General features: G+C 62.4%; 30 protein-coding genes and 1 pseudogene. 12 read left to right on the plus strand and 19 right to left on the minus strand.

The features are described 5' to 3' along the window. Positions 1 to 119 precede the first annotated feature (119 nt). The 3 genes from AXW67_RS39785 to AXW67_RS39795 form a co-directional block, all read right to left on the minus strand. A complete protein-coding gene (locus AXW67_RS39785) occupies positions 120 to 1307 on the minus strand; it encodes a pyridoxal-phosphate-dependent aminotransferase family protein (RefSeq protein ID WP_063682292.1) in 1188 nt (395 codons plus the stop codon). Between the two features lie 106 nt (positions 1308 to 1413). After that, positions 1414 to 2139, minus strand: coding sequence for a thermonuclease family protein (locus AXW67_RS39790; protein WP_063682293.1), 726 nt, complete (start codon positions 2137 to 2139; stop codon positions 1414 to 1416). A 237-nt stretch (positions 2140 to 2376) separates the two neighbouring features. After that, entirely contained in the window at positions 2377 to 4107 is a 1731-nt protein-coding gene (locus AXW67_RS39795) for a hypothetical protein (protein WP_063682294.1), read from the minus strand. Between the two features lie 428 nt (positions 4108 to 4535). On the opposite strand from AXW67_RS39795, the gene AXW67_RS39800 reads away from it, so the two are divergent. Then, positions 4536 to 5384, plus strand: a complete 849-nt coding sequence (locus AXW67_RS39800; protein ID WP_063682295.1) for a caspase family protein — start codon at positions 4536 to 4538, stop codon at positions 5382 to 5384. A 113-nt stretch (positions 5385 to 5497) separates the two neighbouring features. Here AXW67_RS39800 and AXW67_RS39805 read toward each other — a convergent pair whose 3' ends face one another. The 4 genes from AXW67_RS39805 to AXW67_RS43450 all read right to left on the minus strand — a co-directional run bounded on the left by AXW67_RS39805 (position 5498) and on the right by AXW67_RS43450 (position 8419). Then, a complete protein-coding gene (locus AXW67_RS39805; protein ID WP_063682296.1) occupies positions 5498 to 6385 on the minus strand; it encodes an efflux RND transporter periplasmic adaptor subunit in 888 nt (295 codons plus the stop codon). A 318-nt stretch (positions 6386 to 6703) separates the two neighbouring features. Next, positions 6704 to 7843 carry a lactonase family protein gene (locus tag AXW67_RS39810; RefSeq protein WP_063682297.1) on the minus strand — a complete coding sequence of 380 codons (1140 nt, stop codon included), beginning with the start codon at positions 7841 to 7843 and terminating at the stop codon, positions 6704 to 6706. 147 nt (positions 7844 to 7990) lie between these two features. Then, entirely contained in the window at positions 7991 to 8128 is a 138-nt protein-coding gene (locus AXW67_RS42960; protein WP_161491343.1) for a hypothetical protein, read from the minus strand. Between the two features lie 105 nt (positions 8129 to 8233). Then, positions 8234 to 8419, minus strand: coding sequence for a hypothetical protein (locus AXW67_RS43450; protein WP_201723775.1), 186 nt, complete (start codon positions 8417 to 8419; stop codon positions 8234 to 8236). A 141-nt stretch (positions 8420 to 8560) separates the two neighbouring features. Between AXW67_RS43450 and AXW67_RS44840 the strand changes: the two genes are divergently transcribed. Beyond that, the gene (locus AXW67_RS44840) at positions 8561 to 8683 is read left to right on the plus strand and encodes a hypothetical protein (RefSeq protein ID WP_256380022.1); all 123 of its coding nucleotides are present in this window, start codon (positions 8561 to 8563) and stop codon (positions 8681 to 8683) included. Positions 8684 to 8920: 237 nt separating this feature from the next. Here the strand turns inward: AXW67_RS44840 and AXW67_RS39820 are convergent, their stop codons facing one another. Further along, positions 8921 to 9511 carry a TetR/AcrR family transcriptional regulator gene (locus AXW67_RS39820; RefSeq protein WP_063682299.1) on the minus strand — a complete coding sequence of 197 codons (591 nt, stop codon included), beginning with the start codon at positions 9509 to 9511 and terminating at the stop codon, positions 8921 to 8923. Between the two features lie 35 nt (positions 9512 to 9546). Further along, complete coding sequence (locus tag AXW67_RS39825; protein WP_063682300.1) at positions 9547 to 10008, minus strand: nuclear transport factor 2 family protein; 462 nt, start codon at positions 10006 to 10008, stop codon at positions 9547 to 9549. A 267-nt stretch (positions 10009 to 10275) separates the two neighbouring features. Here AXW67_RS39825 and AXW67_RS39830 point away from each other — a divergent pair, with 267 nt between their 5' ends. From AXW67_RS39830 to AXW67_RS39850, 5 genes are all read left to right on the plus strand, one after another. Next, entirely contained in the window at positions 10276 to 11031 is a 756-nt protein-coding gene (locus AXW67_RS39830) for a DUF4336 domain-containing protein (protein WP_063682301.1), read from the plus strand. A gap of 478 nt (positions 11032 to 11509) precedes the next feature. Further along, on the plus strand, positions 11510 to 12199 hold the full coding sequence (locus tag AXW67_RS39835; protein WP_245315898.1) for a dienelactone hydrolase family protein: 690 nt from the start codon (positions 11510 to 11512) through the stop codon (positions 12197 to 12199). 217 nt (positions 12200 to 12416) lie between these two features. Further along, positions 12417 to 13520, plus strand: coding sequence for a transglycosylase SLT domain-containing protein (locus AXW67_RS39840; RefSeq protein WP_245315900.1), 1104 nt, complete (start codon positions 12417 to 12419; stop codon positions 13518 to 13520). A gap of 373 nt (positions 13521 to 13893) precedes the next feature. Continuing rightward, entirely contained in the window at positions 13894 to 14139 is a 246-nt protein-coding gene (locus tag AXW67_RS42565) for a hypothetical protein (protein WP_145928178.1), read from the plus strand. A 111-nt stretch (positions 14140 to 14250) separates the two neighbouring features. Beyond that, positions 14251 to 14490: a hypothetical protein gene (locus AXW67_RS39850; RefSeq protein WP_145928179.1), complete on the plus strand. Its 240-nt coding sequence runs from the start codon at positions 14251 to 14253 to the stop codon at positions 14488 to 14490. A gap of 192 nt (positions 14491 to 14682) precedes the next feature. Here AXW67_RS39850 and AXW67_RS42970 read toward each other — a convergent pair whose 3' ends face one another. Together AXW67_RS42970 and AXW67_RS43455 are read right to left on the minus strand one after the other, a co-directional pair. Beyond that, on the minus strand, positions 14683 to 14904 hold the full coding sequence (locus AXW67_RS42970; protein ID WP_161491345.1) for a hypothetical protein: 222 nt from the start codon (positions 14902 to 14904) through the stop codon (positions 14683 to 14685). A gap of 307 nt (positions 14905 to 15211) precedes the next feature. Then, positions 15212 to 15382: a hypothetical protein gene (locus AXW67_RS43455; RefSeq protein ID WP_198024801.1), complete on the minus strand. Its 171-nt coding sequence runs from the start codon at positions 15380 to 15382 to the stop codon at positions 15212 to 15214. A 402-nt stretch (positions 15383 to 15784) separates the two neighbouring features. Here AXW67_RS43455 and AXW67_RS39865 point away from each other — a divergent pair, with 402 nt between their 5' ends. Beyond that, entirely contained in the window at positions 15785 to 15994 is a 210-nt protein-coding gene (locus AXW67_RS39865; protein WP_063682304.1) for a hypothetical protein, read from the plus strand. A gap of 220 nt (positions 15995 to 16214) precedes the next feature. Continuing rightward, on the plus strand, positions 16215 to 16430 hold the full coding sequence (locus AXW67_RS45175) for a DUF6894 family protein (RefSeq protein WP_430648755.1): 216 nt from the start codon (positions 16215 to 16217) through the stop codon (positions 16428 to 16430). 39 nt (positions 16431 to 16469) lie between these two features. On the opposite strand, the gene AXW67_RS44700 is transcribed toward AXW67_RS45175, so the two are convergent. The 3 genes from AXW67_RS44700 to AXW67_RS39880 all read right to left on the minus strand — a co-directional run bounded on the left by AXW67_RS44700 (position 16470) and on the right by AXW67_RS39880 (position 17290). Beyond that, positions 16470 to 16682 (minus strand): hypothetical protein, encoded by a 213-nt coding sequence (locus AXW67_RS44700; RefSeq protein ID WP_027554951.1) that lies wholly within the window; start codon positions 16680 to 16682, stop codon positions 16470 to 16472. Between the two features lie 58 nt (positions 16683 to 16740). Beyond that, positions 16741 to 16983, minus strand: coding sequence for a transcriptional regulator (locus tag AXW67_RS44705; RefSeq protein WP_082908239.1), 243 nt, complete (start codon positions 16981 to 16983; stop codon positions 16741 to 16743). A gap of 97 nt (positions 16984 to 17080) precedes the next feature. Beyond that, on the minus strand, positions 17081 to 17290 hold the full coding sequence (locus AXW67_RS39880; RefSeq protein ID WP_063682311.1) for a cold-shock protein: 210 nt from the start codon (positions 17288 to 17290) through the stop codon (positions 17081 to 17083). Between the two features lie 437 nt (positions 17291 to 17727). Between AXW67_RS39880 and rpsU the strand changes: the two genes are divergently transcribed. Next, positions 17728 to 18003, plus strand: coding sequence for a 30S ribosomal protein S21 (rpsU, locus tag AXW67_RS39885; RefSeq protein ID WP_027554954.1), 276 nt, complete (start codon positions 17728 to 17730; stop codon positions 18001 to 18003). A 247-nt stretch (positions 18004 to 18250) separates the two neighbouring features. Here rpsU and AXW67_RS39890 read toward each other — a convergent pair whose 3' ends face one another. The 3 genes and pseudogenes from AXW67_RS39890 to AXW67_RS39900 form a co-directional block, all read right to left on the minus strand. Continuing rightward, positions 18251 to 18529, minus strand: a complete 279-nt coding sequence (locus AXW67_RS39890) for a DUF1488 family protein (protein WP_063682306.1) — start codon at positions 18527 to 18529, stop codon at positions 18251 to 18253. Positions 18530 to 18659: 130 nt separating this feature from the next. Continuing rightward, on the minus strand, positions 18660 to 18956 hold the full coding sequence (locus AXW67_RS39895) for a hypothetical protein (RefSeq protein ID WP_027554956.1): 297 nt from the start codon (positions 18954 to 18956) through the stop codon (positions 18660 to 18662). Continuing rightward, positions 18949 to 19204, minus strand: a pseudogene (locus AXW67_RS39900) (hypothetical protein). The gene AXW67_RS39895 and the pseudogene AXW67_RS39900 overlap by 8 nt, the downstream one beginning before the upstream one ends. A 341-nt stretch (positions 19205 to 19545) precedes the next feature. Here AXW67_RS39900 and AXW67_RS43460 point away from each other — a divergent pair. After that, complete coding sequence (locus AXW67_RS43460) at positions 19546 to 19890, plus strand: hypothetical protein (protein ID WP_198024803.1); 345 nt, start codon at positions 19546 to 19548, stop codon at positions 19888 to 19890. A 188-nt stretch (positions 19891 to 20078) separates the two neighbouring features. On the opposite strand, the gene AXW67_RS39910 is transcribed toward AXW67_RS43460, so the two are convergent. Together AXW67_RS39910 and AXW67_RS39915 are read right to left on the minus strand one after the other, a co-directional pair. Next, on the minus strand, positions 20079 to 22742 hold the full coding sequence (locus AXW67_RS39910) for a bifunctional diguanylate cyclase/phosphodiesterase (protein WP_063682307.1): 2664 nt from the start codon (positions 22740 to 22742) through the stop codon (positions 20079 to 20081). 315 nt (positions 22743 to 23057) lie between these two features. Then, a complete protein-coding gene (locus AXW67_RS39915; protein WP_063675745.1) occupies positions 23058 to 23339 on the minus strand; it encodes a LexA family protein in 282 nt (93 codons plus the stop codon). 38 nt (positions 23340 to 23377) lie between these two features. Here AXW67_RS39915 and AXW67_RS39920 point away from each other — a divergent pair, with 38 nt between their 5' ends. After that, positions 23378 to 24508: an IS630 family transposase gene (locus AXW67_RS39920; RefSeq protein ID WP_063675747.1), complete on the plus strand. Its 1131-nt coding sequence runs from the start codon at positions 23378 to 23380 to the stop codon at positions 24506 to 24508. Positions 24509 to 24519 lie beyond the last annotated feature (11 nt).

Here is a 24519-nt window from a genome sequence, read left to right on the forward strand (position 1 = left end):
CCTCGTGCGCGTGCTTGGTGTCTCGCACCTATATCAGATCGAAGGTGGGGGATTTAAAGACGGGCCGGCGCACCGGCGGTCGGCTCCCTCTCCCCGCAGGCGGGGAGAGGCGAAGAAGGCTACGCCTCCACCTGCTGGCCCAGATACGCAACCGCCGCTTCGAGCCCGCCCTTGCCGTGCGGGATCTTCAGCGCGTTGAGCGCGATCTCGATCACGCCGAGGGTGCCAAGCAGCATCGGTGCATTGACATGGCCCATATGGGCGATGCGGAAGGCCTGGCCGGAGAGGTCGCCGATGCCGGTCCCGAGCACCACGCCGCACTTGTCCTTGCAATAGCGCTGCAGCACCGCGGGATCATGGCCGCCACCCATGGTCACCGTGGTCACGGTGTTGGAGCGTTCATTGGCCTCTGTGACGTTGAAGCCGAGGACCTGGCCTTCCGACCATGACGCCACCGCGCGGCGCGCGGCTTCGCCGAGCAGGCTATGCCGGCGGAATGCGTGCTCGAGCCCTTCCTCGTGCAGCAGATCGATCGCCTGGCGCAGCGCGAACAACAGATGCACCGGCGCGGTGCCGGCATATTTGCGATAATGCTCGGTGCCCTCGCGCTCGCTCCAGCTCCAATAGGGCGTGCTCATATTGGCCTTCTTGTGCGCCTCGAGCGCGCGATCGTTGGCGGCGACGAAGCCGAGGCCGGGCGGCGTCATCAGGCCCTTCTGCGAGCCGGACATCGCAACGTCGATGCCCCATTTGTCCATCTCGAACGGCATGCAGCCGAGGGAAGCGACGGTGTCGACCATGTACAGCGCAGGATGGCCGCTCGCCTTGATCGCCTTGCCGATCGCCTCGATGTCGTTCTGCACGCCCGAAGCGGTATCGACCTGGACGACGACGACCGCCTTGATGGTGTGCTCCCTGTCGCGGCGCAGGCGCTCCTCGACCTCGTGCGGGCGCACCGCGCGGCGCCAGTCGCCCTTGAGCACCTCGACCTCGGCGCCCATCAGCGCGGCGGCATTGCCCCAGCCGACCGCGAAGCGGCCGCTTTCCAGCACCAGCACCTTGTCGCCGCGCGACAGCACGTTGCTGAGCGCCGCTTCCCAGGCGCCGTGACCGTTGGAGATGTAGATGTAGGACTTGCCCTTGGTCGCAAACAGCTTCGAGAGGTCGCCGATCAGGCTTTCGGTCAGATCCGTCATCTGCTTGGAGTAGATGTCGATCGCCGGACGGTGCATCGCCCGCAGCACCTCGTCGGGCATTGAAGTGGGCCCGGGGATGGCCAGAAATTCCCGGCCCGCGCGAACGGTCATTGTCGTTTGTCCTTGTTGCTTGAGAACAGGCTGATGGGTTGCTCGATCACGCTTTTACGCGCCGCAGGGAGTGAGGAAAAGCACGTAAAATGCAGGTCTGGGGTTCTTATCTCTTGGTTTCGCGGCAGCCGGCGGCTTCCGCTTCCTCGACCGAGCAGAACCAGCGGGTGCCCTTGCTGATCTTCATCTTGATCTGGGTGTACCAGCGGCTGGTCGGGGTATGGTAGATGCATTCGCCCGCGGTGTTGACGTTGCCCTTGATGGTGCAATCCGGCGAAGGCGCGACCGGCCCCGAGGCTGAGGCGAGCAACACCGAATGCGCGCCCTCGGGCGGCTTGGTGGCGCCCAGGATGGGGGTCTTCTTGTTACGTACGCGCCAGTCCCAGGGCGCGATGAAGGCGCCCTGCCACATTCCGGCCCTGGCCTCGCGCGCCGCCGCCTCGTCGGCATCATAGTCGTGCGAGATGCGGGTGTAGGCCAGCGCCCAGCCGCTGCGCACCAGCCATTTCTGGATGTCCTCGCCGCCGACCTCGCAGCGCGCCACCGTGCGGCCGCGCCGGTCCACCGATCTGCTGTGGCAGACCCAGCTCTTGCCCTCGGTGTATTTGGCAAGCTCGTCGCGCGCGGCAACGCCGCAGGTCCAGCGCTCGCCCTTGGTGTTGAGGCAGAGCTGGTCGGACGAGGGCGCGTCGATGCCTCCGAGCCGGATCCGCGTGTTCCCGATCAGGATGGAATCGCCGTCGCGGACTTTTGCCGTTCCGGTGATGTCGGCGGCTTGCGCCAGCGACGGGATGACGATCAGGGACAATGCAATCAGGAATTTTCGCAACATGCCGGTCCGCGCTTGAGGAAAATTTCGATAGGCCGGGCAATTGTGGTCGGCTTTTGACCGTCCGGCCAGCGTCTGCCTAAGAGATAGGCTTTCAACTTCCTGTCATCATGTTTCGGTCCCGCAGGGTGGGCAAAGCGAAGCGTGCCCGCCATGTCCATCGCGGATGAATGGTGGGCACGGCGCGCGAAGTGCGCGCCTTTGCCCAGCCTACGCCTCTTTGCCCGGGGGCACGATATCTCACCCCCGTCCCACCATCGCCCGCCGTGCCACTGCCAGTCCCATCAGCACGAACGCCGACGTCACCTCCGGCCCGCCGACCAGAATCCGCGTCGGCGTCTTCATCTTGTTCCATTCATAGGCGCGGAACGGGCCGCGACGACCGCCTTCGCCGAGCTGCGCGATGATGACGTTCAGCGCCGGTGCAAAAGCGCGCGGATCGGCACCGAGATGGCCGAGCGCGATCAGCGCCAGGGCGGCGTCGAACACGTTCATCTCGGCGGCCATCAGCTCGCCCTGGACGTAGGAGAGCACGCGGTGGCGGATGAAATCGAAATCGCCATCGGGATCGATCGCGGCCTGCGCGGCCAGCGGCAACGACAGGAAGGCCGCATAGCAGCGGCCGAAATAGGCGCTGTAGAGCTCGGGCAGATAATAGATGTGCGAGCGCGGATTGGCGAAGGCGCCGCTGGCGGCCAGCCGCTTCTGGAAGCCGATGATGCGATGGACGGTCGCGAGCCGCGCCGGCGTCTCCAGAATCTTCCAGCGCGCCAGATTGCGGAAGCTCACCTCGAGAATGTCGAGATTGAGCGTCGGATCGAGATCGTTGCCATAGGGCCGCTCACCCTTGAGATTGTCGATCCAGGTCGCAACGCCGCCTTCGTAGTCGATATTGTCGTTGAGCGGCACGGTTACGCGCGGTTCGTTGATGCCCGCGCGCACCTGGTAGCCGGCGTAGAAATCCAGCAGCGGCTGGTCGAGGATCGGATCATTGCTGCCTGCCTGCATCGCCGCGGAGATCGAGCAGGCCGTGGTGTCGCAGTCCGGCACGTAGACGCCGAAGCCGAGATCCTGCTTGATTTGCGCGAAGAAGCGGGAAAAGCGCGGATGCGGCGCCGGCGCCAGCGCTGTGATGACGTCGAAGCGTGCGCCGTCGGTGCCGCGAACCTCCTCGCGGCTGATGTTGATGCAGAAATCGACCATGTCGGCGATCGCGCGCTTTGCAGCCGTCGCATCAGTCGACGAGGCGAGGCCTGTCTCGACGTAGCTCAGCAGCGCCTCGATGAAGAACGCGTCGTAATAGGCCGAGCGGTGCCGGATCTGCACCGGCTCCCACATCGGCTCGGCAATGCCGGTCCAGGGCGGATTGATGACACCGCGCGCCTGCGATCGCGCGATGAAGACGCGGGCGAGGTTGAACAGCAGCGACGAATTCTTGTAGCCGCGCGAATTCAGGCCGGTCAGCGCCATGATCAATTCGCGTCCGCGGACGTCGGGATCGCCGATCAGGTTGAAGGCGGCATAGGTCGGCAGAAAACCGTTCTGGCGGAACGAGCGCAACAGGTGCTGCGCGCAGTCGCGGATCGCACCGTCGATCTGTGCTTGCCGTGGCATGGTGCCGGCGAACGGCACCGGCGGCGGCTTGGGATGCTCGAGCGGGATGGTGTCGACGAGGTCGGCGAGGGGCCGGCCGAGCGCAGCCCAGTCGGGCTCGGCATCGTCGCGGGCGCGGGTGAGCGCTTCGCGGAGCCGGGTGAGACGGGTCGCGTCGCTGAGCTCAGGCAGGCCGGCGCGGCGGAGCAGGATCCGTAGTGCAGGATTGCCGAGCGCGGTCTTGTAGAATTTTGCCAGATGCGGATCGCCGCTGGCGGGCCCCGCCAGCACGGGATCGCAGACGTCATAGAGCGAGGGACCGTCCTTTCGCGCCGTCAGCGCCCGGCAGGCGGCGCCGGCAAAATAATGAAAGCTCATGAAATACCTGGGTCGCGGGCCTTACCTGGGCTTTCGGCGAGCGCGCTCCAGTCGCCCGCCAAACCCCCTGCAAGTGATTGAAAAAGCTACCCGGATTCGCAGGAAAAACAAATGTGATGGAGGTCACGGAAAAGCCCGGCACGGCGGATGCATGTTCAAGTCGTTGGAAGGGCTCGGACGGTGAAAAAATGCGCCAAGCCGCCTCTTGAAATTAACTAACACCCTCAGCGGCTTAGCTCAAATTTTTGGCAATCTATTGCCGGGAGGACTATATCCGGTTAAGGGTTTGTTTGGTGCGGCGCCGCAAATTGCGCGCAATTCGGGGACACATCCCCGGCCAATCCCTCAAACCTAAAGACGCCATCGCGCTACTCAAACAGGTGTGCGCGCGCTTGGACGCTCTTTGGCACTGACAGGAATGAACCGAGATGAATGTAAGGCAGCTCGACATTTCCCGACGCACGATTGCGGTCGCCGCAGCCCTCATCGGCACGGTGTCGCTGGTGATCGGCGCTCATGCTGCCCTCAACATGCGTTCGCTCGACGCCGCCAAGGCAGTCTCGACCGACCAGGTCACGGGCTCGATCGGCCAGACCTCGCGCCTGGCGCTCGTCATCGGCAATGGTCACTATCCCGACGCCAGCGCGCCGCTGACGCAGTCGATCAACGACGCCCGCGCGCTGTCCTCGGCCCTGCGCAAGAACGGCTTTGACGTCGACATGGTGGAGGACGCCAGCAAGGACGACATGGTCCGCGCCGTCAACCGCCTGAAGTCCAGGATCAAGCGCGACAGCGTCGTCATGCTGTTCTTCGGCGGCTATGGCGTGCAGGCCGGCCGCGAGAGCTACATGCTGCCGGTCGATGCCGTGATCTGGAAGGAGAGCGACGTTCGCCGCCACGGTGTCTCCATCGATGGCGTCATCGAGATGATGAAGGAGCAGGGCGCCAAGGCCAAGCTCGTCGTCGTCGATGCCTCTCGCCGCAACCCCTATGAGCGCCGCTTCCGCTCCTACTCGCACGGCCTTGCGCCGATCAGCGCGCCCGACAATGCGCTGATCCTCTCCTCCGCCTCGCCCGGCAAGGTCGCCGACGACGGCAAGGGCGAGCACAGCGTGCTGGTCAGCGAGCTCCTCAACAATCTCGACACGAAGGCGAGCGCCGAAGCCGTCTTCAACAAGACTCGCGTCGCCATCTCCCGCGCCTCCGAAGGCGATCAGGTCCCGACCGTGTCCTCGTCGCTGCTCGAAGACGTTCAGTTCAACGAAGCCGGCGGCTAGTTCTCAGAAAATTGTAGGGTGGGCAAAGGCGCAAAAGCGCCGTGCCCACCATCTTTCCCGGATTTCGATAGAAGAGGTGGGCACGCTTCGCTTTGCCCACCCTACGAAGTTCGTCACTTCGCGTCCGCGCTTGCCATCACCGGGCGCACGGGATCGCCTTCGCGCAGCAACGCGCCGGCGCGGGCGACGACGATGTCGCCTTCGTTGAGGCCGTCGCGGACCTCGATATTGCCGCCCGACATCAGTCCGATCTCGACACGCTTGGTCTCGACGCGGTTGCGCCGGATCACCTGCACCACGGTGCCGGCGGAGGAATACTGCACGGCGGTCAGGGGCACTGCGATGTTGCAGCTCTGCCCGGTCTTGATTAGCGCGCGCCCGCTCGCGTTCAGCAACAGCCGCTTTTGCGACGAGATGCCGATATAGACCATGCCCTGCTGGATGTTCGGCTCGACCGTCGGCCCGATGCGGCGCACCTTGCCGTCGAGGTCGCCGGCGCCGGCGACCTTCACCGTCGCCGGCTGACTGACCGCGAGCTTCTTGATGTCGCTGGTGGCCACCAGGGCGACGAGATCGTATTCGCCGCGCGCCACGATCGTGAACAGCGCTTCGCCCTTGGCCGAGGCGAGCCCGCCGATCTGGGCGGTTGACGTGGCGATCACCCCGGCAACCGGCGCGGTGACCTGAACCGTGCCGCCTTCGGGCAGCGCGAGACGTGCGATCACCTGGCCGGCGGTAATGGTGTCGCCGGCCTCCGCCATCACCTCCGTCACCTTCAGCCCGGGACGTTCGGGCCGCACCGAGGTCTCCTCGCGCGCCATGATCGTGCCGGTGGCCTCGACGATGTCGGAGAAGCAGGATTTGGCCACCTTCAGCACCGTGACGGCCGGTCCCTTGGGCGCATCGTCATCGGCGGCCGGCGCGGCCTGGGTGGACAGCACCAGCAGTCCGGCGAGGGCTATGAGCTTTCTGGAAAAGGAACGCGCAGGCAATGGACGCATAGATCATTCCGGTTGGGCGTTGGCGCCCATCGATAGCAGAAGCACGCACGGCGGGCCATGGGCCGCCCCCGTGACGAGATTGCCGCGGCCGCGCCGGCGGCGCGATGCCGCCGTTCAATTAGTCACCGGAATGAAGAGGAGGTTCGCTGCTTCCCACCCTCCCCTGGAGGGGGAGGGTCGATCGCGCGAAGCGCGAGCGGGGTGGGGTGATCTCTCCACTCGGGCAGTGTTCGATGCGGAGAGACCGTCACCCCACCCCGTCTCATATTTCGCCGCGCTCAATATGAGCTTACCCTCCCCCTCCAGGGGAGGGTAAGCTCACGGCAGGCTCAAAAACTCCACCCAGTTCGGCTTCTTGCCGGTGGGATAGGATTTCAGCTTGCTCAGCGTGCCGCTGGTCTGGTCGATGGCATAGACCGTCATGCCGTCGGAGAGTTCGCCGACGGCGGCGAGATAGTGGCCGGTGGGATCGATGTTGAAGCCGCGCGGCTGCTTCTCGGTCGGCACGCTGCCGATCGTGGTCAGCTTGCCGGTCGCCGCGTCGACCTTGTACGCGGCGAGCGTATTGGTGGTGCGCTCGGAGGCGTAGAGGAAGCGGCCGTCCGGGGTGATGTGGATGTCGGCGGCCCAGGGTTTGCCGTTAAAACCTTCGGGCAGCGCAGTGGTGCGCTGGATCTCGCTCCATGCGCCACTCTTTGCCTCATACGCGAACGCCGCAACGTCGCCGTTCAGCTCGTGGACGAGATAGACGAACTTGCCGCTCGGATGGAATACGAAGTGCCGCGGTCCCGACTTTTCCGGCACCTTGATCGCCGGCGGCTCGCTCGGCGCCAGCGCGCCGGTCGCTGCATCGAACGCGAAGCTCAGCACCTGATCGGAGCCGAGATTGGTCGCGAACGCAAAGCGGTTGTCGGGCGAGGGCAGGAAGGCGTGCGCGTTCAGCCCGGTCGGGATCACCTGCTTCGGCTCGCCGACGACGCCGTTCGCGAGCAGCGGATTGAGCGCGACCTTGTTGCCGCCATAGGAGGCGCTGAACAGGAATTTCCCGGAGCGGTCGATGGCGATGTTGGCCATGCTGTCGGCGAGCGGTCCGTTGCCGATGTGGCTGAGCTGCCCGGTCTTCGGATCGATCGCGAAGCTCACCGCGAGGTAGGGCTGCGAGCGCACGCCAGCGATCAATACGCGTCGATCGGGCGTGATCGCGAGCGGCGTCGACGAGCCGGGCTTCTCGACGCCCTTGAAAGCGGCGGTCTGCACCGGCGTCATCTCGCCGTTCTCGGTCGCCTTGAACACGCTGATGTCGTTGCTGTCGGCATTGCCGATATAGGCGTAGGTGTCGGCCATGCTGGCGCCGGCTCCGGAAATGAGGCTTAAGGAAGCGACGAGGATTTTGGCGATCGCAGCGCGTGGGGCTGCGAACGCAGGGCGGCGGGCAAGTCTGAATTTCGGTCTGGACATGGGCTCCTCCTGATCGGTCGTGCCGGATGCGGCGCTATCGTTTTGCGGGAGGATAGCGGGCGGGGCGCGGCGGCACCAAATTCCAATTGGGATTGATCGATGCCGAAATTGTATCGGTCGCGGTCACCGCGCGCGGGCGAGCGATCGCTACCGCACCGCCGCGTGGAGACTGCGCGAGGGCAGGTTCGGCGCTCCCGGATGTTCGGGCGGCCCAAGCAAGGTCCAGACGGCGACCGCGACCAGCGCGGAGGTCAGGATGGTCCAGGCGACGAGTTGCTTGCGCATCAAGCCAAAATCCGTGCGTCGAAGATGTGATGCGCGAGAGGCGCGCTGGCGATCGTGCACCGCAAACGGCAACGTCCCTATGAAATCGTTCACATCCGGCACCGCTCAAGCAAATTGCGAACCAATGCCGTGCCAGCGCATTGAAGCGGTATGCCCAACGAAAATGATCTCGAAGGAAAGCCCGACATGGGCTGCAAGCATGGCGGTCAGGCCGGCCAGCCCAAATCGTCGCCACGCCCACAAAAGGGGCAGCGCGACGAGGATGTCGTGGCAAAGCGCCACACCGGTCAAACCGGCGGTGATGTCCCGTCGACCAACAAATAGGGCTGCGCCCGCGCGTCGCTGTGCCGAGCCTTGCGCCGGGAACGGTGGCAGCGCTCTGCCGTTACCCTGATTCCCGTTGGCTGAGGATGTCGAAACGGAGGCTGGGACATGTTTTGGATTTATTGGGACACCGCCTGGTCGCTGATCATCAGTGGCATCATGGTCGCCACCATCGTCAGCCATCCCGACTCCGAATTTGTCGAGGTGCACGCCGCCCGACGACAGATGTGAGCGTCCCGTTTCCGGACCTCGCCTAGAGCAAGATGATTGCCACGAAGGAGGTGCGCTCCCTCTCCCGCTTGCGGGGGAGAGGTGGCCTACGCCCGCCGTTCTTTAATAAGAACGCCGACGCGCAGCATCGGCTACGGGTGGGGGTGCTTCCACGATAGAGACACTCCCCGCGTGGAGAGAGCCCCACCCGGCGCTACGCCAAAGCCGAGGCTTCGCCTCGGCGTCTTTCAAGGACGGCTAGGCACCGCGGCGCGCTCGAGGCCGTTGAGCTCCTTTTCGGGGCTCCAGACGCAACCTGAGCCGGTCTATGGTTCGCACGAAAAGGCTCTCGTCATTGGTTGCGCGTGCCAACACCAAGGCGCCCTGAATTCCAAGTACGACTTCTTCGGCGGATTGGTTGGCGTCCGCAGGGTCCCATCCCAGTCGGACGAGTGCATCACGCAATGATGCGATCCATCGGACAAAATACCTTGAAATTGCATCGGCAAAACGATCGCGCGTGCCGTCGAGGGCAAATGCTCCGACGAGACAAATGCGTCGTCCTGAGCGGAAATATGAAATGACGGTATCCCACATGCGAGTGATGGCCGCCTCAGGTGCGTCGTCGCGCAAGGGGGCGAAGACTTCACGCTCGAACCAGGCACCAACTTCGTCCAGCACGGCCTTGGCCATGTCTTCTTTGCCGCCGGGAAAGAAATGATAGAGGCTGCCCTTTCCCAGGCCGGTTTTTTCAGTGATCCGGCTCAATGACGCGCCCTCGTAGCCGAATTCCCGGAAGACTTCGGCTACGAGGGGGATGACGTCAGGGCGCTCATTGAGCGTCCGCATGCGATGCCTTTCTGGTTTAGAGGCCCAAATCTAGTTTAGAGGCCCAAATCCGACAGTCCCGGATGGTCATCCGGACGGCGGCCGAGAGGCCAATCGAACTTGCGATCTTCTTCCTTGATGGGGACGTCATTGATGCAGGAGAAGCGCCGCTGCATCAGTCCCTCGCTATCGTATTCCCAATTCTCGTTGCCGTATGAGCGAAACCAGTTGCCGCTGTCGTCATGCCACTCATAAGCGTAGCGGACGGCAATTCGGTTGTCGGTGAAGGCAAATAGTTCCTTCACCAGGCGGTAGTCCAGTTCCTTCGCCCACTTCCGGGAAAGGAACGCGACAATCGGACCCCGCCCGCTGACGAATTCGGCGCGATTCCGCCATTGGCTGTCCGGCGTGTACGCGAGGGACACCTTTTCCGGGTCCCGGCTGTTCCATCCATCTTCCGCGAGGCGGACCTTCTGCTTGGCGCTTTCCAGTGTGAAGGGCGGGGCAATCTTAGTCATGTCTGCATCTCCGTTGTACCGATAGGTACAAATTAGACTGATCGGTACAGTATGTCAACAGCGTCCGATAACGATCGCTTGAAGCGCGTTCAGACAACTTCACGGAAGCCGATCACCCAACCGAAGCACTGAAATGACTCGGACCGCGCTGACGTCGCCTGACGGCCCAAGCCGGACGTGGACCGCCGCTCTTGCCATGTCAGCAAGTGAGACCTGTTGCAGACATCCCGCGATCAGAAATACTCCGTCCAAGAAGCTATCCGGTGGATGACTGTGGGTGCCTCTCTCTACGAACCAATCAACGCATTCAAGCCGATGGGGCCGGACATCGGAATAGTCGATGGGCCATTCGAGTACTTGACCGTGGGTGGCGTCACGTTACCGCTACCTTTCACGACGCGGATGACGGTGGTGCGCCTCTCGAATGGTGATCTCTTCCTGCAGTCGCCGATCAAATTTGATGGGGGGCTGGCAGGCGAGCTGCAGCGGATGGGCACAATCCGACATCTCGTGTCACCCAACCAGTTTCACTACGCTCACATCGGGGAGTGGTCGAAAGCCTTTCCCGATGCGATCCCATGGGCCTCACCGCGTGTACGCCAAAGAGCGCGCGATCGGCACATCGCCGTCACGTTTGCGCGCGACCTCGACTTCAATCCCCCGGAAGAATGGCGGCAAGACATCGACCAGACGCTATTTCCCGGTGGGTACTTCAAAGAGTTCATTTTCTTTCACAAGAAATCGAAGACGCTGGTTCTCGCGGACACGATTATCAACATCGAGTTGGATAAGATGCCCGAGCCTTGGCGAACCGCGACAAAGCTCAGCGGGATGTACCATCCCCGCGGGCAAATATTCTTGGGCATGCGGCTGCCGCTATTGCTGCAGCAGCGAAAGGCTAAAGCAGCATTCGCAAAAATCCACTCATGGCGGCCGGAGCGCATTGTGCTCAGCCATGGCCGGTGTTTCGAGTCTCATGGCAACGAAGTTATCAGAAGGATATTTGGCGAGCCGGCGCCTTGAAAGTAAAACTCGTTCGGCCGCGCCGAGAGCCAATGTTCCGATGAAACGACGCGAAGTCATCAGGCTTGTCGGCGGCGCGCCGGGCGCCGGGGACGAACACGCGCGCTAAGCCGCCGCGGCTTGCGCCGACAGCAACTGCTTCAATTTGGCGGCCGGTACCGCCGGGCTGAACAGCCAGCCCTGCATGTGGCTGCATCCGAGCTGCAGCAGCATCCCGCGCTATGCCTCGGTCTCGACGCCATCCCCCGTCGCTCGCGCAATGTTGGCAAACGACTCCGTTGCGGATTTCGAATCGAAGGACCCCTTGCCCCGCCTAGCGTAGGGATCGCTGGCATGCCAATGTAGTGCGGTGCCAAACCTGCAGGAGTTCAACATGCGAACGAATATAGTGGGAGCACTGTGCGCCGTCGCGGTCATCGCGAGCGCAAACGCTGCTGTAAAGGAACAGCCGGTCACGTATACGGACGGCGAAACCACGATGAAGGGCTTCCTCGTATACGATGACGCTAGTCAAGCGAAGCGGCCCGGGATCGTGATGGTGCCTGAATGGTGGGGCATCACCGATCACATTCATAACGAGGCACGAAAATTCGCGCAGCAGGGTTATGCTGCATTCATCGCGGATATGTACGGCGACGGCAAGACCGCCGACAACCCGAAGGATGCCGGCGCGCTCTCGGGATCAGTGATGAAGAACCCGAAGGTGATGGAGCAGCGCTTCAACGCCGCGTGGCAAGAACTCGCCAAGCAGGCCTCGGTCAATCCCGGGCGGATCGGCGCCGTTGGTTACTGCTTCGGCGGCGCGGTGGTGCTGAACATGGCGCGCGCCGGCGCTGATCTCGCCGCCGTTGCCGGCTTTCACGCATCACTTGGTCTCAACACCCCCGCGCCGGCGCCGGGAGCCGTCAAAGCGAAAATCCTCATTCTGAACGGCGCGGACGACCCGTTCGTGAAGCGCGAGCAGTACGATGCGCTCAAGAAGGATTTCGACGCAGCGAAGGCCGATTATCGTATCATCGAGTATCCCGGTGCTGTGCACGCGTTCACGAACCCCGAAGCCACCGAACTCGGCAAGAAGTTCAACTTGCCGCTCAGATACGACGCCAAAGCTGATCAGGAAGCGAAGGCCGAAGCAGCCAAGTTCTTTGCCGCAAACCTTCAAAAATAAGCAAAACAGGCCGCCGACACGCTAATGCACGAAGATGCCTTGTTTAGCGGTGGTTGCGCGACATGGTGCCCTTTTCCTCGGTCGGAGGCCCATCAAGACCGCAACTTCCAATTTAGGCGATCTCTTGGCGAGGCGGCCGAGACTGACCGCACCTGCGCCACAGGTGCGCCCTATTGTCTCCTCTTCGCCTCCTTAATTCGTGTGCCAAGTTGGGGGCATGAATGGGGGAACCGCGGCCGCGCGGCTGGCGACATTGAAGATTTGGCGAGCAAGCTGCATTGCCGGTGCGCTGACCGCGACTTCGCTTGCCGCGATTCATCAGATCGCGGTATGGCGCCCGAGCGTCGCAACGCCGAATGCGAGAGTTGCTGGTGCATTCAGCGCCGTCCCGCTGAATGTGACGATGGTCCTGACAAATGCCCAAGCAGCGTTTCAGACCCCGGTCATTGAGTCGAAATTCGATCCAAGCTCATCGGCTAATGCGATCGTCGCGGCGGAATTCAGCGCCGCCGCGCCGGACGCGGCGATGCCGTCCGATGTAACCAGTTCGCTGCGGCTAGGGCGAATGTCGCAGGTCGCCAGCCTTGAAGCAGCGCCGCCCGAGAACGAGGCAGCGCCACAGCAGGACCGTCCGCCCGCTGCTCCGCCCAATCCGGACGAAGGCGAACCGGCGTATCTGAAGTACTACGTCTACTCGGAAATTCCGCCGCCGGAGAAACCCGCGAAGATTGCCTTGTCGGCGTTGAGCGGCGTTCCGCTCGGAACGCCCGTCCAGGAGATCGAACGCGCGGCCAAAGCGTTCGGCGTCGATGCCAATTTCATGAAGGCGGTCGCCAAAATCGAATCCGATTTCAATCCCAGGCAACGCACCGGCTCCTATATCGGTCTGTTCCAGCTGAGCAAGTTTGAATTCAGCAAATACGGATCGGGCGACATCCTCAATCCTCGCGACAACGCTATGGGTGCCGCCTACAAGTTCCTCACCGAGGCTGCGCTATTCGAAGTCATGACGCACAAGCAGCCGACGTTTTCCGATCTCTACCTGATCCACCAGCAGGGCGGGGAAGGAGCCGCCGAACACATCAGCCATCCGCAGCGGATTGCCTGGAAGTCGATGTGCGCAACCCAGGAGGGCTCGGCGAAGGGCGAGCGATGGTGCAAGCGCGCCATCTGGGGCAACACGCTGCCGGCGGTCAAACGCGAATGGAAGTCGGTCGATAATCTCACCTCGGGCGCGTTCGTGGCGATGTGGCGGGATCGCGTCGACACGCTCTATGCCCGCTATCCAGTGCTAACTGCGGCGGCCGAACGCTCGAGATAGAACGGTTTGCGACTGCCCGCACGCACACGTCCTGGCCCACATTTTTCGTCGAGAAGGTGTGTCGGCAATCTAGTTTCCGGCACCGGGTAGGTTTGTGTCCCGACGCAGACCTCATTGAGGGCCCGCGGCGGTGTCCGCCTATCGGGGTAAAGCGGACTTGTGCCGCAGTGGTTTGGTGGTGGGACAGCGGGTGATTTTCTGCCCCGGGGATACCCGTGAGTTGCGTCTAGCGTCCCTTTGGTTCGCTCTCTCTGGGCGGTCTCTCTCGAGGGAGGAAGCCGCAACGAGCGCCGTGAGGCTGATGGTCGCTGCCCTCCAGCAGAAGCTGCGGGACTGGGGCACTGTCCTGACAGCGCAGGACTGCGAGGCTATAATGGCCAAGGCTCTCGAACGCGCCGGCACCGCGGCGCATGCAACGAGCACGGCCATGAAAATCAAAGACCTAATAGATGAGCTGCAGAAGCTCGATCCGGAGACGCTGGTCGTCACGTCCAGTCCTGACGGCTTCGCTTTGTATGAGCCGACATTTGACCGCGAATGGATCACGATAGACCGGTTCGGTAGTCCGCAGCGCGCCATGTCAGGCGAGCCCGGAGCGGTGCAGGCCGTCAGGCTCTAAGCCTCCGGGAAGTTCTCCTGCACATAGAGCTTGATGCGCCCGCCCATCGTATCGTGTTTGGGTACGTCTGGTTCGAACGCCCCGACCGGCGCAACGTTGTAGGAGGCGGAGATGAAACCCATCAAAGACGAAATGATCCGAACAATCGTGAACGAAGCCGGCGATGAAGTGGGCCAGACCACCCTCGACGGCACGCTTATCAAAGGGCACCACCAAATCGACGCCGAGCTAAAGCTCCACCACAAACTGTTCTTCAGGACCAGCGGCGCCCTGACGAAGATAAACTGCATCACCATTGACCATACCGCGCACAAGATCACGCTGGCGGTGGACGGCTTTAGTCGGGCTTGAGCCGGTGATGGGCGCGCCTGTTTGGCGTGGAGCACGGTCCAAGTACGACTGGAAACCCAATCAGACCGACGGCGTGTAGTCGACACCAGCACTGCGCTTGACGGGGAGCCAGCGCCAGTTAAGCGCAAAAAAGGCCGAATGATGTCGCCGGGGGGGCATCCGGCCCTGGAGTTTAGGGAAGACGGTTCCATTTTAACGAGACGCGGCGCCCGCTCGGGAGTAGGCTGCGTTATGGACCGGGCAATGCAGCTGCGACACCTTGAGGAAGCTGAACGGCATGTGGCCCAAGGCGAACGGCATATTGCGGCGCAAGAGCGGCGGATTGCAGATATGCGTAGCGCTGGCCTCAATACTGGCGAGGCCATAGACCTGCTTAAGACCTTCCGAGAGCTGCAAGCCCAGCACCTGGCGCACCGGGACCATATCCTCAGCGAGCTAGAATTGTGACGGCCATTTACCGGCTGCTTCAAGGCTCTGGTCTGGAGCCGGAGCAGATCAGCTGTGCCACAGCGGCTTACGAATGGGGCTGCGGATGCTCTGCATTAAGGATCGCGATGATCCTCAACCCAAAGCGGTCGCAAGGAAAGTCATAAAAGTCGTGCAAACCGGCATCATTGAACCAGCACAGATAGCCGCTCGCGCCATCGAAGAACTGGCGGTCCGGTAAGGCCGCGTAAGAACTGACCGGCTCTGCTAAAGGGCGACGCGCGTCGCATCGACATCATGGTTTGCTGTGACCCTTGTTCGTATCCAACCACTCCAACACGTCCAGCGCGGTATCTATTTGCGCAAGCTGACGCTCAATTTCGTCGCGCTCAATCCCTGTTGGGCCGCTCTCAAGCTGCCTGAGCAATTGCTGCCGTCGAGCAAGCAAGTTCGTCACGGCTGACATGGTCGGGGTCTCGAATGGGCGGTAGCTTCAACCGCCAACCAGAGCTGACCACCGATGTTCCTAAAGGTCGCTCATCACGCACCATTCCAAAGAATAGCTCTTGCTTCCCTAGTCGGTCGGAACCAATCGGGCGACTGCCCGTTGGTCTTCAGACTTCTGCCGAGGGGCGGGCCACCACCGACATTCTGTTTGCAAACTGAAAGGCCCGATGAGAAAATCGGCAAGCCGTTCCACCCTCGCCAGTTGCAGGCTTTCGACCTTCGGAATCTCTGCTGAGAGCCATCGTATCATGGATGGCTCCCAGAATGATAAGCCTAGCTTGTCCGAGGCGATAAGTCGCTCGTCGAACTGGGACTTACGCTGCGCGCCGATCAAGATCGACAGAAGCGGCGCGCTCGCAAAATGGATGGCGATGCGATTGACCGCATGGGCGACACAACGGCGACAGCAGATGATCGGGCAACTCGCAAGCGGGATCTGCTCGATGGACCCGCGGAGTTCGACCGCGTGCGAATTGATCGGCCCAAGCGCGGCAAGTCGATCCAAAATAACCTGAGCAACGAGAAGCCGCCAACACGCGCGACTTCAAAGACAAACGAGGACAAGCGATGAGACAGCATTTCCGATCGCCTGCGGTGAATGAGGCAAACAATCTGTTCAAGCGCGTCGCAGAGAAAGCCACGACTGACTACGAAAAAGCGCAACAAGCCTTCCACGCAAATCGGGAACGGCTGAAAGCTGAACGGTTGGCCAGAGAAGCCGAACGACGAAGCCAGCCCGATCGAACGACGAAGCCAACCCGATAGGGCGTCTTAGGTGTCGCATTTCTAATATCTGGGACGGCAAGGCGCTCGTCGTAGACGAAGAAGGCCTGGATTTGACCAGTCAACGGGCCGCAGAGCTTGAGGCGGCACTATCTTTAGCCGACATTGCCAAAGAGCTTGAAACGTTCGCGAGCATCGATGGCTTGGCCATCGGAATTCGGGACGCAAGCGGTCTCATCTTGAGAGCGACATTCGTCTGCGAAAGAGTTCGCCCGATCAACTGAGCGTCGCCGAAATTACTCATGCCAACTTGGTAGGTCTGACTAGAGCATCGAAAGGACGACAATCCCGTCTTCGAGCTCCCCTGAAGCAAGGCGCGTTCGCGCCATACGCTCGAACTCCGTTCGATGCTTCTGCAAGTAGCTGAAGGCCTGCTTCTGCGTGTTAAACGTCGTCGTAAGCCGGCACATCTGTCGATTTGCGCCGAACGCCAGAAAGAAAGTGATGGTTCCGTCGTCCGATTTGACTCTAGGCACGACCCGCTCTCCCCAGAATGTGACGGCCCTCGAAGTTCCGTTTACGACTTTGAGACGGCTATCGCGGTGGTTTTCTCGGGCGTTTCTTGGGCGCGTGCGCTGGCAAAGTTGTTCGAAGAGCTGCGTCAGCCGCTTCCTTGGCTTCGCGCACTTCTCGAAGCCGCGTCATGTTCGCGCGAACCGCGATGGCCTGCCTCTCGACGTCCGCCAATGCCCGCGCTCCCTCTTCAGCGGCCAAGCGCTTACGATCGGAACGCGCGATGTGTTCGGGTGACGGCTCTGCCGTTTTCTTGGCGTTCATCCTTCACCCCCCTTCGCAGCCGACAAAACCCGCTCAATCTGAGCATCGAGCGGGCAGAATGGCCGTTTCAGTACATCCGTGAAACGGCGCCACGACATCAAGCCAGCGAGAGGTTCTCGGCGCTGACTTTCCCTCGCATCTTGTCGGTCTTGATCTCGAAACTGACCTTTTGATCCTCTCCAAGACCCGTAAGACCGGCTCGTTCGACCGCGCTGATGTGAACGAATACATCATTGCCGCCGTCGTCGGGCTGAATAAATCCAAAGCCCTTTTGGGCATTGAACCACTTAACAGTACCTGTCGTCATTTTCTTCTCCAAAGTGCACAAGCGTATGCCGCGCGACAATCACGCGGTGCCCTTCAACTTCGTCGATGTCTTTGGAAAAGGAGCCCGCGGGCGCATTCAACAAGGCACAGCGGCAAATCGAACTTCCTCAATATACACATCAACTTCACGTTTTTGCAAGGAACGGAGCTTTTTGTTTCAGCCAGGCTGCTGTGGTGCCCGATCGAGAGGTTTCAACTGGGGCCGTCGACGTGCAAGCAGGGCTTTATCGATTGACAGGGCCGCACGACAGTGGTCACTGTCGATACCGCTACGTTGCAGCGTTGTGACAAGACCGGTTTGTCCGAAGCCGGCGACGAATGTCACCGCCACCATCCTCAAAATCGCAATGAAGCTCCTGCGCAATTGGCTGCCATGCAGGGCGTGTCGCAATTCGCAGCCCCATCGAGGAGGATCAATTGCAGGTACTTGTGCGAGACAACAATGTCGAGCAGGCACTCCGTGTTCTCAAGAAAAAGATGCAACGCGAGGGCGTCTTCCGAGAAATGAAACAGCGGCGTTCCTATGAAAAGCCGTCGGAAAAAAAGACTCGCGAGAAATCTGAAGCTGTTCGCCGGGCCCGCAAGCTCGCTCGGAAGCAGGCGATCCGAGAAGGATTGCTGCCCGCGCCGCCGAAAAAGAAGCCTTTTGAGCGCAAGCCGCCCTTGCCGGAGATCAAAGCACGGGCAGAGTAGTGAGTCCCTTGTTCAGGAGAATGCCACACGTCGAGGAACGTTATGCTCTCGGATCTAGCGCCATGGTGGTTGCGTCACTTGTGACGCAGCGAAAAAGGACGCAGATCAGAAGTCAGAACAGTCCCGGTCAGGGCGGCCAGAAGTCGGGTCGCGACGAACAGCAGCGCTGTTAGCTACGATCATGGGACCGGGACGACGACCGGGTCCCGTGCCGGCTATGCATCTAGCTGGCCGGTTGCTGTCATCACTATGGCCTGAAATCGATGCCTCGTAGCACGATCCCTGGCGGCGTGCCTTCGAACTCCGTCGCGCGATATTTGCTTGCCGCGCATGCTTCGATGCGGTCGCGCAGGCGAGTGAACTGAGCTTCCCGCTGCTCGGGCCCAACTTGCTGGCCGCGCTCGAGATAGTCCATCGCAGAGGTCGAGATCGCGCAAGGAATCTCTCTGGCTCCGTCATGCATCGAGAACCGGACGATCATCCGGTCGTACTCGTGACCGATAAAGCGGCCGCTGGTCAATGTCATGGCTTACTCCTTCACGTGATTGCTTCTTGGCACGATCGCGCCCTCGACTCATCGCCCCCGCGACCGGCCACCCGCTTCCGGTCGCGCCGAGCATGGCACGTGTTGAGAATGCAGGCGGCCGTCGTTCGCCTCAGCCCTCCCCCGACAGCCGGGCGAAATCGTCGAACAGCGCTGCCACGAGCGCGCGGTGCCGCGTGTCCTCGGCGGGCAGGCTCGCAGCATAGAGGTTCAGCAGATGGCGCGCCTTCACCGCGGCCTCCGGCCAGGATGCGGCGGGCACCGTCATCATGCGGTTTTCGAGATCGGCCTCGCGCTCGCGCAGCTCCCTGACATGGGTCTCGACCTCGGCCAGTGCGCGGCGCAGGTCGGTCGCCTTCTGCGCGGCCATGCCGCGGTGCTTGTCGAGATCGACGGTGTGGTCAGTCATTAGCGACACTCGCATCCATGCGTTGGACCGCTAGGTCGACGGATCCGATCGACAGCAGCTCCGTTGAGCCGCGCACGCCTTCGCTGGGTACTGATCATGGCGGCAACGCGGCGCCAGTGCGCGAAGGACAGGGCCTCGATCTTCTCCTCGTCGGTGACGACCTCATAGGCGCCTGCAGGCCGTTCGATGCCACGGATGCGGAACGGGTGCCTGAACGTCATGGCTTCTCGACGCGAGCGGATGGTCATGCACGCCTGCCTTTCGCAAGTGGGGCCCCAACCGACGCCGGCTATGACGACCATGCGCCCTTGGCGCGGCAATAGCCAGCACTATCCTCACCGTGCCGGCTCGCGACGATGCCGCAGCACGGCTCTCGTAAACGAGGCGCTTTAACGCTCGCTATTGGTGTGAGGCAGGCGTAGGCTTGCCGCTGTCACCGCATCTCCAACGGCATCGACCGGTGACTGAGGGTCACGTGCGCTCCCGCCAAAAGCTTCGCAGGAGCGTTTTTGTATCTCGGAATGGGTCGTGTCGCCGGTGATCGTTCCGCTGCTTCTTCTGCTTCTCGTGTGCGGAGCCGCTGTCCGCAATGGCTAGGGCAACACGCGTGCCGTATCTGGTCAGCGGGACCAACGAATACGGCAGCTCCAATCTCGGCCGCGGCACTGCGACGGTCGCGCTGCGCCTCGCGCGAAAACTGCTGCGCGAAGGCTACATGGACGTGCGCGTCTGCACCCCGCGCGGACGCGTGCTGCAATCGGACGAACTCGACGAACTCAAGGCACCAAAGGAGAGCGACATGGCGAAGGGCCAGCAACGCAGTAATCGCGAAGCCAAGAAGCCGAAGAAGGAAAAAGCCAAGGTGATCGCCGCGGCCCCGAGCCGCAAGGAAGCCGCCTGGCAGCCGGATTTCGGACCGGCGAAGAAGAAGTAGCGAGGAGCCGACGCCGAACAGGCAACGCGAGAGTTCGAGGCGCCGAACGCGCCTGAATTGGCACTCTCAGCCGGCGGCTCCGATGTCGCCTGTTCGCCCAAGCCAGACGAGCTGAAGGGACAGGCCGATGTCCGCTTCCTAACGGGATGCGGATACAGCTAATCGAGGCTTGGGGACGAGTACGCGCACTAGGCCGCCACAGCCTGCGCCGACAGCAACTGCTTCAATTTGGATGCCGGCACCGCCGGGCTGAACAGCCAGCCCTGCATCTGGCTGCATCCGAGCTGCCGCAGCACCTCGCGCTGCGCCTCGGTCTCGACGCCTTCCGCCGTCGTCGCCATGTGGCGGGCGGCGGCCATGTGCACCACCGCCTGGACGATCGGGGAGGAATCCTCGGGTTCGCCGATGTCGCTGATGAAGCTGCGGTCGATCTTGATCTTGTCGAAGGGGAAGCGATGCAGATAGCTGAGCGACGAATAGCCGGTGCCGAAATCGTCGAGCGCGATGCGCACGCCGAGCTCGCGGAGCTGCTGCAGGATCGTCAGCGCCTCCTCGTCGTCGCGGATCAGGACGGTTTCGGTGATCTCGAGTTCGAGCCGCTCGGGCGCAAGGCCTGACTCCGCGAGCGCCGCGGCGACCTTCAGTGCCAGCGTCTTGGATCGGAACTGCACCGGCGAGACGTTGACCGCGACGTGGATCTGGCCGGGCCAGCCGGCGGCTTCGAGGCAGGCCTGCTTCAGCACCCATTCGCCGATCTCGCCGATCAAGCCGGTGTCCTCGGCGACGGGGATGAACTCGGCCGGCGAAACCATGCCGCGCTCCGGATGGCGCCAGCGCAGCAGCGCCTCGCAGCCGGTCACCACATTGGCGGCGAGATCGACCAGCGGCTGGTAATGCACCTCGAACTCGCCGCGGGCGAGCGCCTGACGCAGATCGAGTTCGAGCTGTCGGCGCTGTCTGGCCTTGGCGTCGTATTCCGGCACGAAGAAGCGGAAGGTGCGGCGGCCCTCGGTTTTCGCCGCATACATCGCGAGGTCGGCACGCTTGAGCAGGTCGTCGAGATTGTCGCCGTGGTCGGGCGCGATCGCGATGCCGATGCTGGCGTCGGTCGGGACCTCCTGGCCCTTGCAGTCCACGGGCGTACGCAGGGCTTTGAGGATCTGCTCGGCCAGCGCGGTCAGCTCGGCCTGGTCGCTGGTGCCGGCCTTGATGATGGCGAATTCGTCGCCGCCGAGCCGTGCGACGAGATCGTTGCCGCTGACGCAGGCGCGCAGGCGGTTCGCGACCTGGCGGAGCAGCTCGTCACCGACCTCGTGGCCGAGCGCGTCGTTGACGCCCTTGAACTCGTCGACATCGATATAGAGGATCGCGAACGGCTTGCCCTCGGCAAGCTCCGCCACGCGGCGTTCCAGATGTCCCCGCATCAGCACGCGGTTCGGCAGGTCGGTCAGCGCGTCGTAGTGCGCCATATGCGCGATGCGCTCGTCGGCGCGGATGCGATCGGTAACGTCTTCATGGGTCGCGAGCCAGCCGCCGGCGGCGCCGGGCTGGTTCTTGATCTCGATCAGGCGGCCGTCGGAGGTCTCCCCAATGGAGCTCTGGGTGCGTCCGGCATTGCTCAAGATGTGGTCGCAATAAGTGTCGACGTCACCGTGGAACGAGCCGGTGTCGTAGCGATGCTGGATCACGTCGCGGAAATAGGCGCCGGGCTTCACCACGTCGGTCGATAGCCGGTACATCTCGACATAGCGTCGGTTACAGACGATGAGCCGCTCGTCCTGGTCGAACATCAAGAGGCCCTGTGTCATGGTGTTCATCGCGGTGTCGAGCCGCTGCTTCTCCAGCGAGAGCCTGTTCGTCATTTGGCGGAAGATCAGGAACAGCGTGAGCACGAGCAGTGCGATCGACAGCGTTGCCACCGCGACGAAAAACTTCGTCTGCGTGCGCCAGGTCGCGAGCGTCGCGTCGAGCGACTTGGTCGCGACCACGACCAGCGGCTCACCGGTCAGAAGACGCGAGGCGACGATGCGGTCCTTGCCGTCGATCGGGCTTGAGAGCTGCGTCGTGACGAAGGTGCGCTCGAACACGGCGATCTGCTCGGGCGGACCGTTGCGGTAATTCTGCCCGATCATCCCGTCGACATGCGGAATGCGCGCGAGCAGCTGGCCGTTCTGGTGGTGCATCGAGATCGAGGATTCCTCGCCGAGCCCGGTCGAGCCGAAGAAGGATTCGAGCTGGTCCGGCGTGATCGCGCGCGAGACCATGCCGAGGAATTCACCGTGCGGACCGGACACGCGCCGCGCGAACACGATCGCCGGCCCGTTGCCGAACCGTCCCGGCACCACCTCGACCTCTTCCTGCGAGGCCGGATCATTCTTGAGCCGATTGAAATAGCCGCGGTCGCCAATCGAGATATCGGCGACCGGCCAGTGCTTCGAGGAATTGATCAGCACGCCGCTCGCATCGAACACGTTGGCGCCGGCGACGTCGGACCAGCCGCTGGCCTTGCTGCGCAGCACCTCGTGCATTGCAAGGGTGCCCATCTCGCTGCGGAACACATCGGCGGATTGGATGCCGTGGCTTTCGAGCTCGGCGATGACGCTCTTCTGCAGCACCGCGAAATCCTCGAATTCGCGGTCGAAATGCCTGGCTAGCAGTCGCACCGCGCTTTCGAGGCTGTCGCGGCCGCTCTCGATCGCGTTCTGCCGGAAGCGATCGACGGTAAGGGCGGTCCCGAGGGCAGTTGCCGCCATCAGCACGAAGCCACCGATGATCAGCCACGTCAGCGGCGCGCCGCGCCAACGGCGAAGCAGCGCGCGCATCCGCGCGCTCCATCGGATTGATGTACCCATGCAGCCCTCCCGTGGGATGCAAGATGCCTCAAAACCGACAAGAGGCCGTTACTAGCAACGGTTAGGAAAGTATGAATCGGAGCGGAATCAGAGGGTTGGTTCCGGCGGACTGGTCCGTAGGGTGGGTTAGCCCGCGGCTGCGCGAAGCGCAGTCCGCTGGCGTAACCCACCTCTTTCGCTTCCGCGGAGACGGACAGTGGTGGGTTACGCCGAGCGGACTGCGCTCCGCGCAGCCGCGCTAACCCACCCTACTTTGCATGGGGTTGTTTTCGATATTTTGCGGGAGCGGGTCGGCGGGCGAGGGCTAGTGGTTCATCACAGTGATTTTGACGTTTTGATACCGAGCCATCCGAGGATAGGCAACTTTTCGGGTGGCAAGAGGATCTCGATGCTTCGAGCGACGCCGGGCTGGCGACGAATGAACCCGTTGCGTTCGAGGGTGAGGATCATCTGGTGGACTGACGGCGGGCTGACGCGGAAATGCCGCTGGATGTCGGCCTCGGCGGGCGGCTGTCCGAACATGTACGAGTAGGTATGGATGAAAGCGAGATAGTGTCCCTGCTTCTCGGTGAAGTGCGCGCCTGATTTTTGACTCATAGCTGGATTCGTCCCGGCCTCCGACAAGGAGGCGAAGCATGAATGTACGTTATCGGGTCGAATTGAGCCAAGCCGAGCGGGACGAACTGACGGCAATGCTCGGCGGCGGCACGCATTCCGCCCGCAAACTCAAACGGGCTCAGATTGTGCTGGCGGCCGATTCAGGCAGCTGCGACGCGGAGATTGCCCGAACCGTCCGGGTCAGCCTTTCCACCGTCGGCCGGACCAAACGCCGTTTCGTAGAAGGCAATCTGGAGCGGGCCTTGAGTGAGGAGCCGCGTCCGGGCGCGGAACGCAAGCTGACAGGCAAGGAAGAGGCCCTGCTGGTGGCGACGGCATGCGCCAAGCCGCCCGCCGGCCGCAAACGCTGGACGCTGACATTGCTGGCCGACGCGATGGTCAAGCTCACCGATCACGCCAGCCTGTCGGGCGAGACCGTGCGCCGCCGGCTGGCCGACAACGACCTCAAGCCGTGGCGCCGGGATATGTGGTGCATTCCTCATGTCGACGGCGAATACGTCGCCCGGATGGAGGATGTGCTCGATCTCTACGCCGAGGCGCCGGATCCCGAGCGGCCCCTGGTTTGCTTCGACGAGACCCCAGTCCAGCTGATCGGCGAGGTACGCCAGCCGATCCCTGCCCAACCGGGACAGCGCGAGCGCTACGATTACGAATATCGCCGCAACGGTACCGTCAATCTCTTCGTCACCTTCGATCCGCATCGCGGCTGGCGCAATGTCAAGGTTACAGACCACCGCGCCGCGGTCGACTACGCGCACTGCATGCGCGAACTCGTCGACGTCCACTATCCCAATGCCGCCTGCATCCGTGTGGTGCAGGACAATCTGTCGATTCATACGGCCGGCGCGCTATATCAGGCATTTGCGCCTGCCGAGGCCCGTCGCATCCTGCGCCGCCTCGAGTTCCACTACACCCCGAAACACGCCAGCTGGCTCAATATGGTCGAGTGCGAGATCAGCGTGCTGCAGCGCCAGTGTCTCGGCCGTCGCATCGACGATCCCAAAAGGCTTCGAAAAGAAATCGCAGCATGGCAACGGCAGCGAAACAAGGCGCGAGACCGCATCAAATGGATGTTCACAACCGACAAAGCCCGCGCCAAACTCGGTCGCGCCTATCCAGTTGCCGCCAAAGAGTCAAAACCACTGTGATGAACCACTAG

Source organism: Bradyrhizobium neotropicale, from assembly GCF_001641695.1.
In the GTDB taxonomy this organism is placed as follows: Bacteria; Pseudomonadota; Alphaproteobacteria; order Rhizobiales; family Xanthobacteraceae; genus Bradyrhizobium; species Bradyrhizobium neotropicale.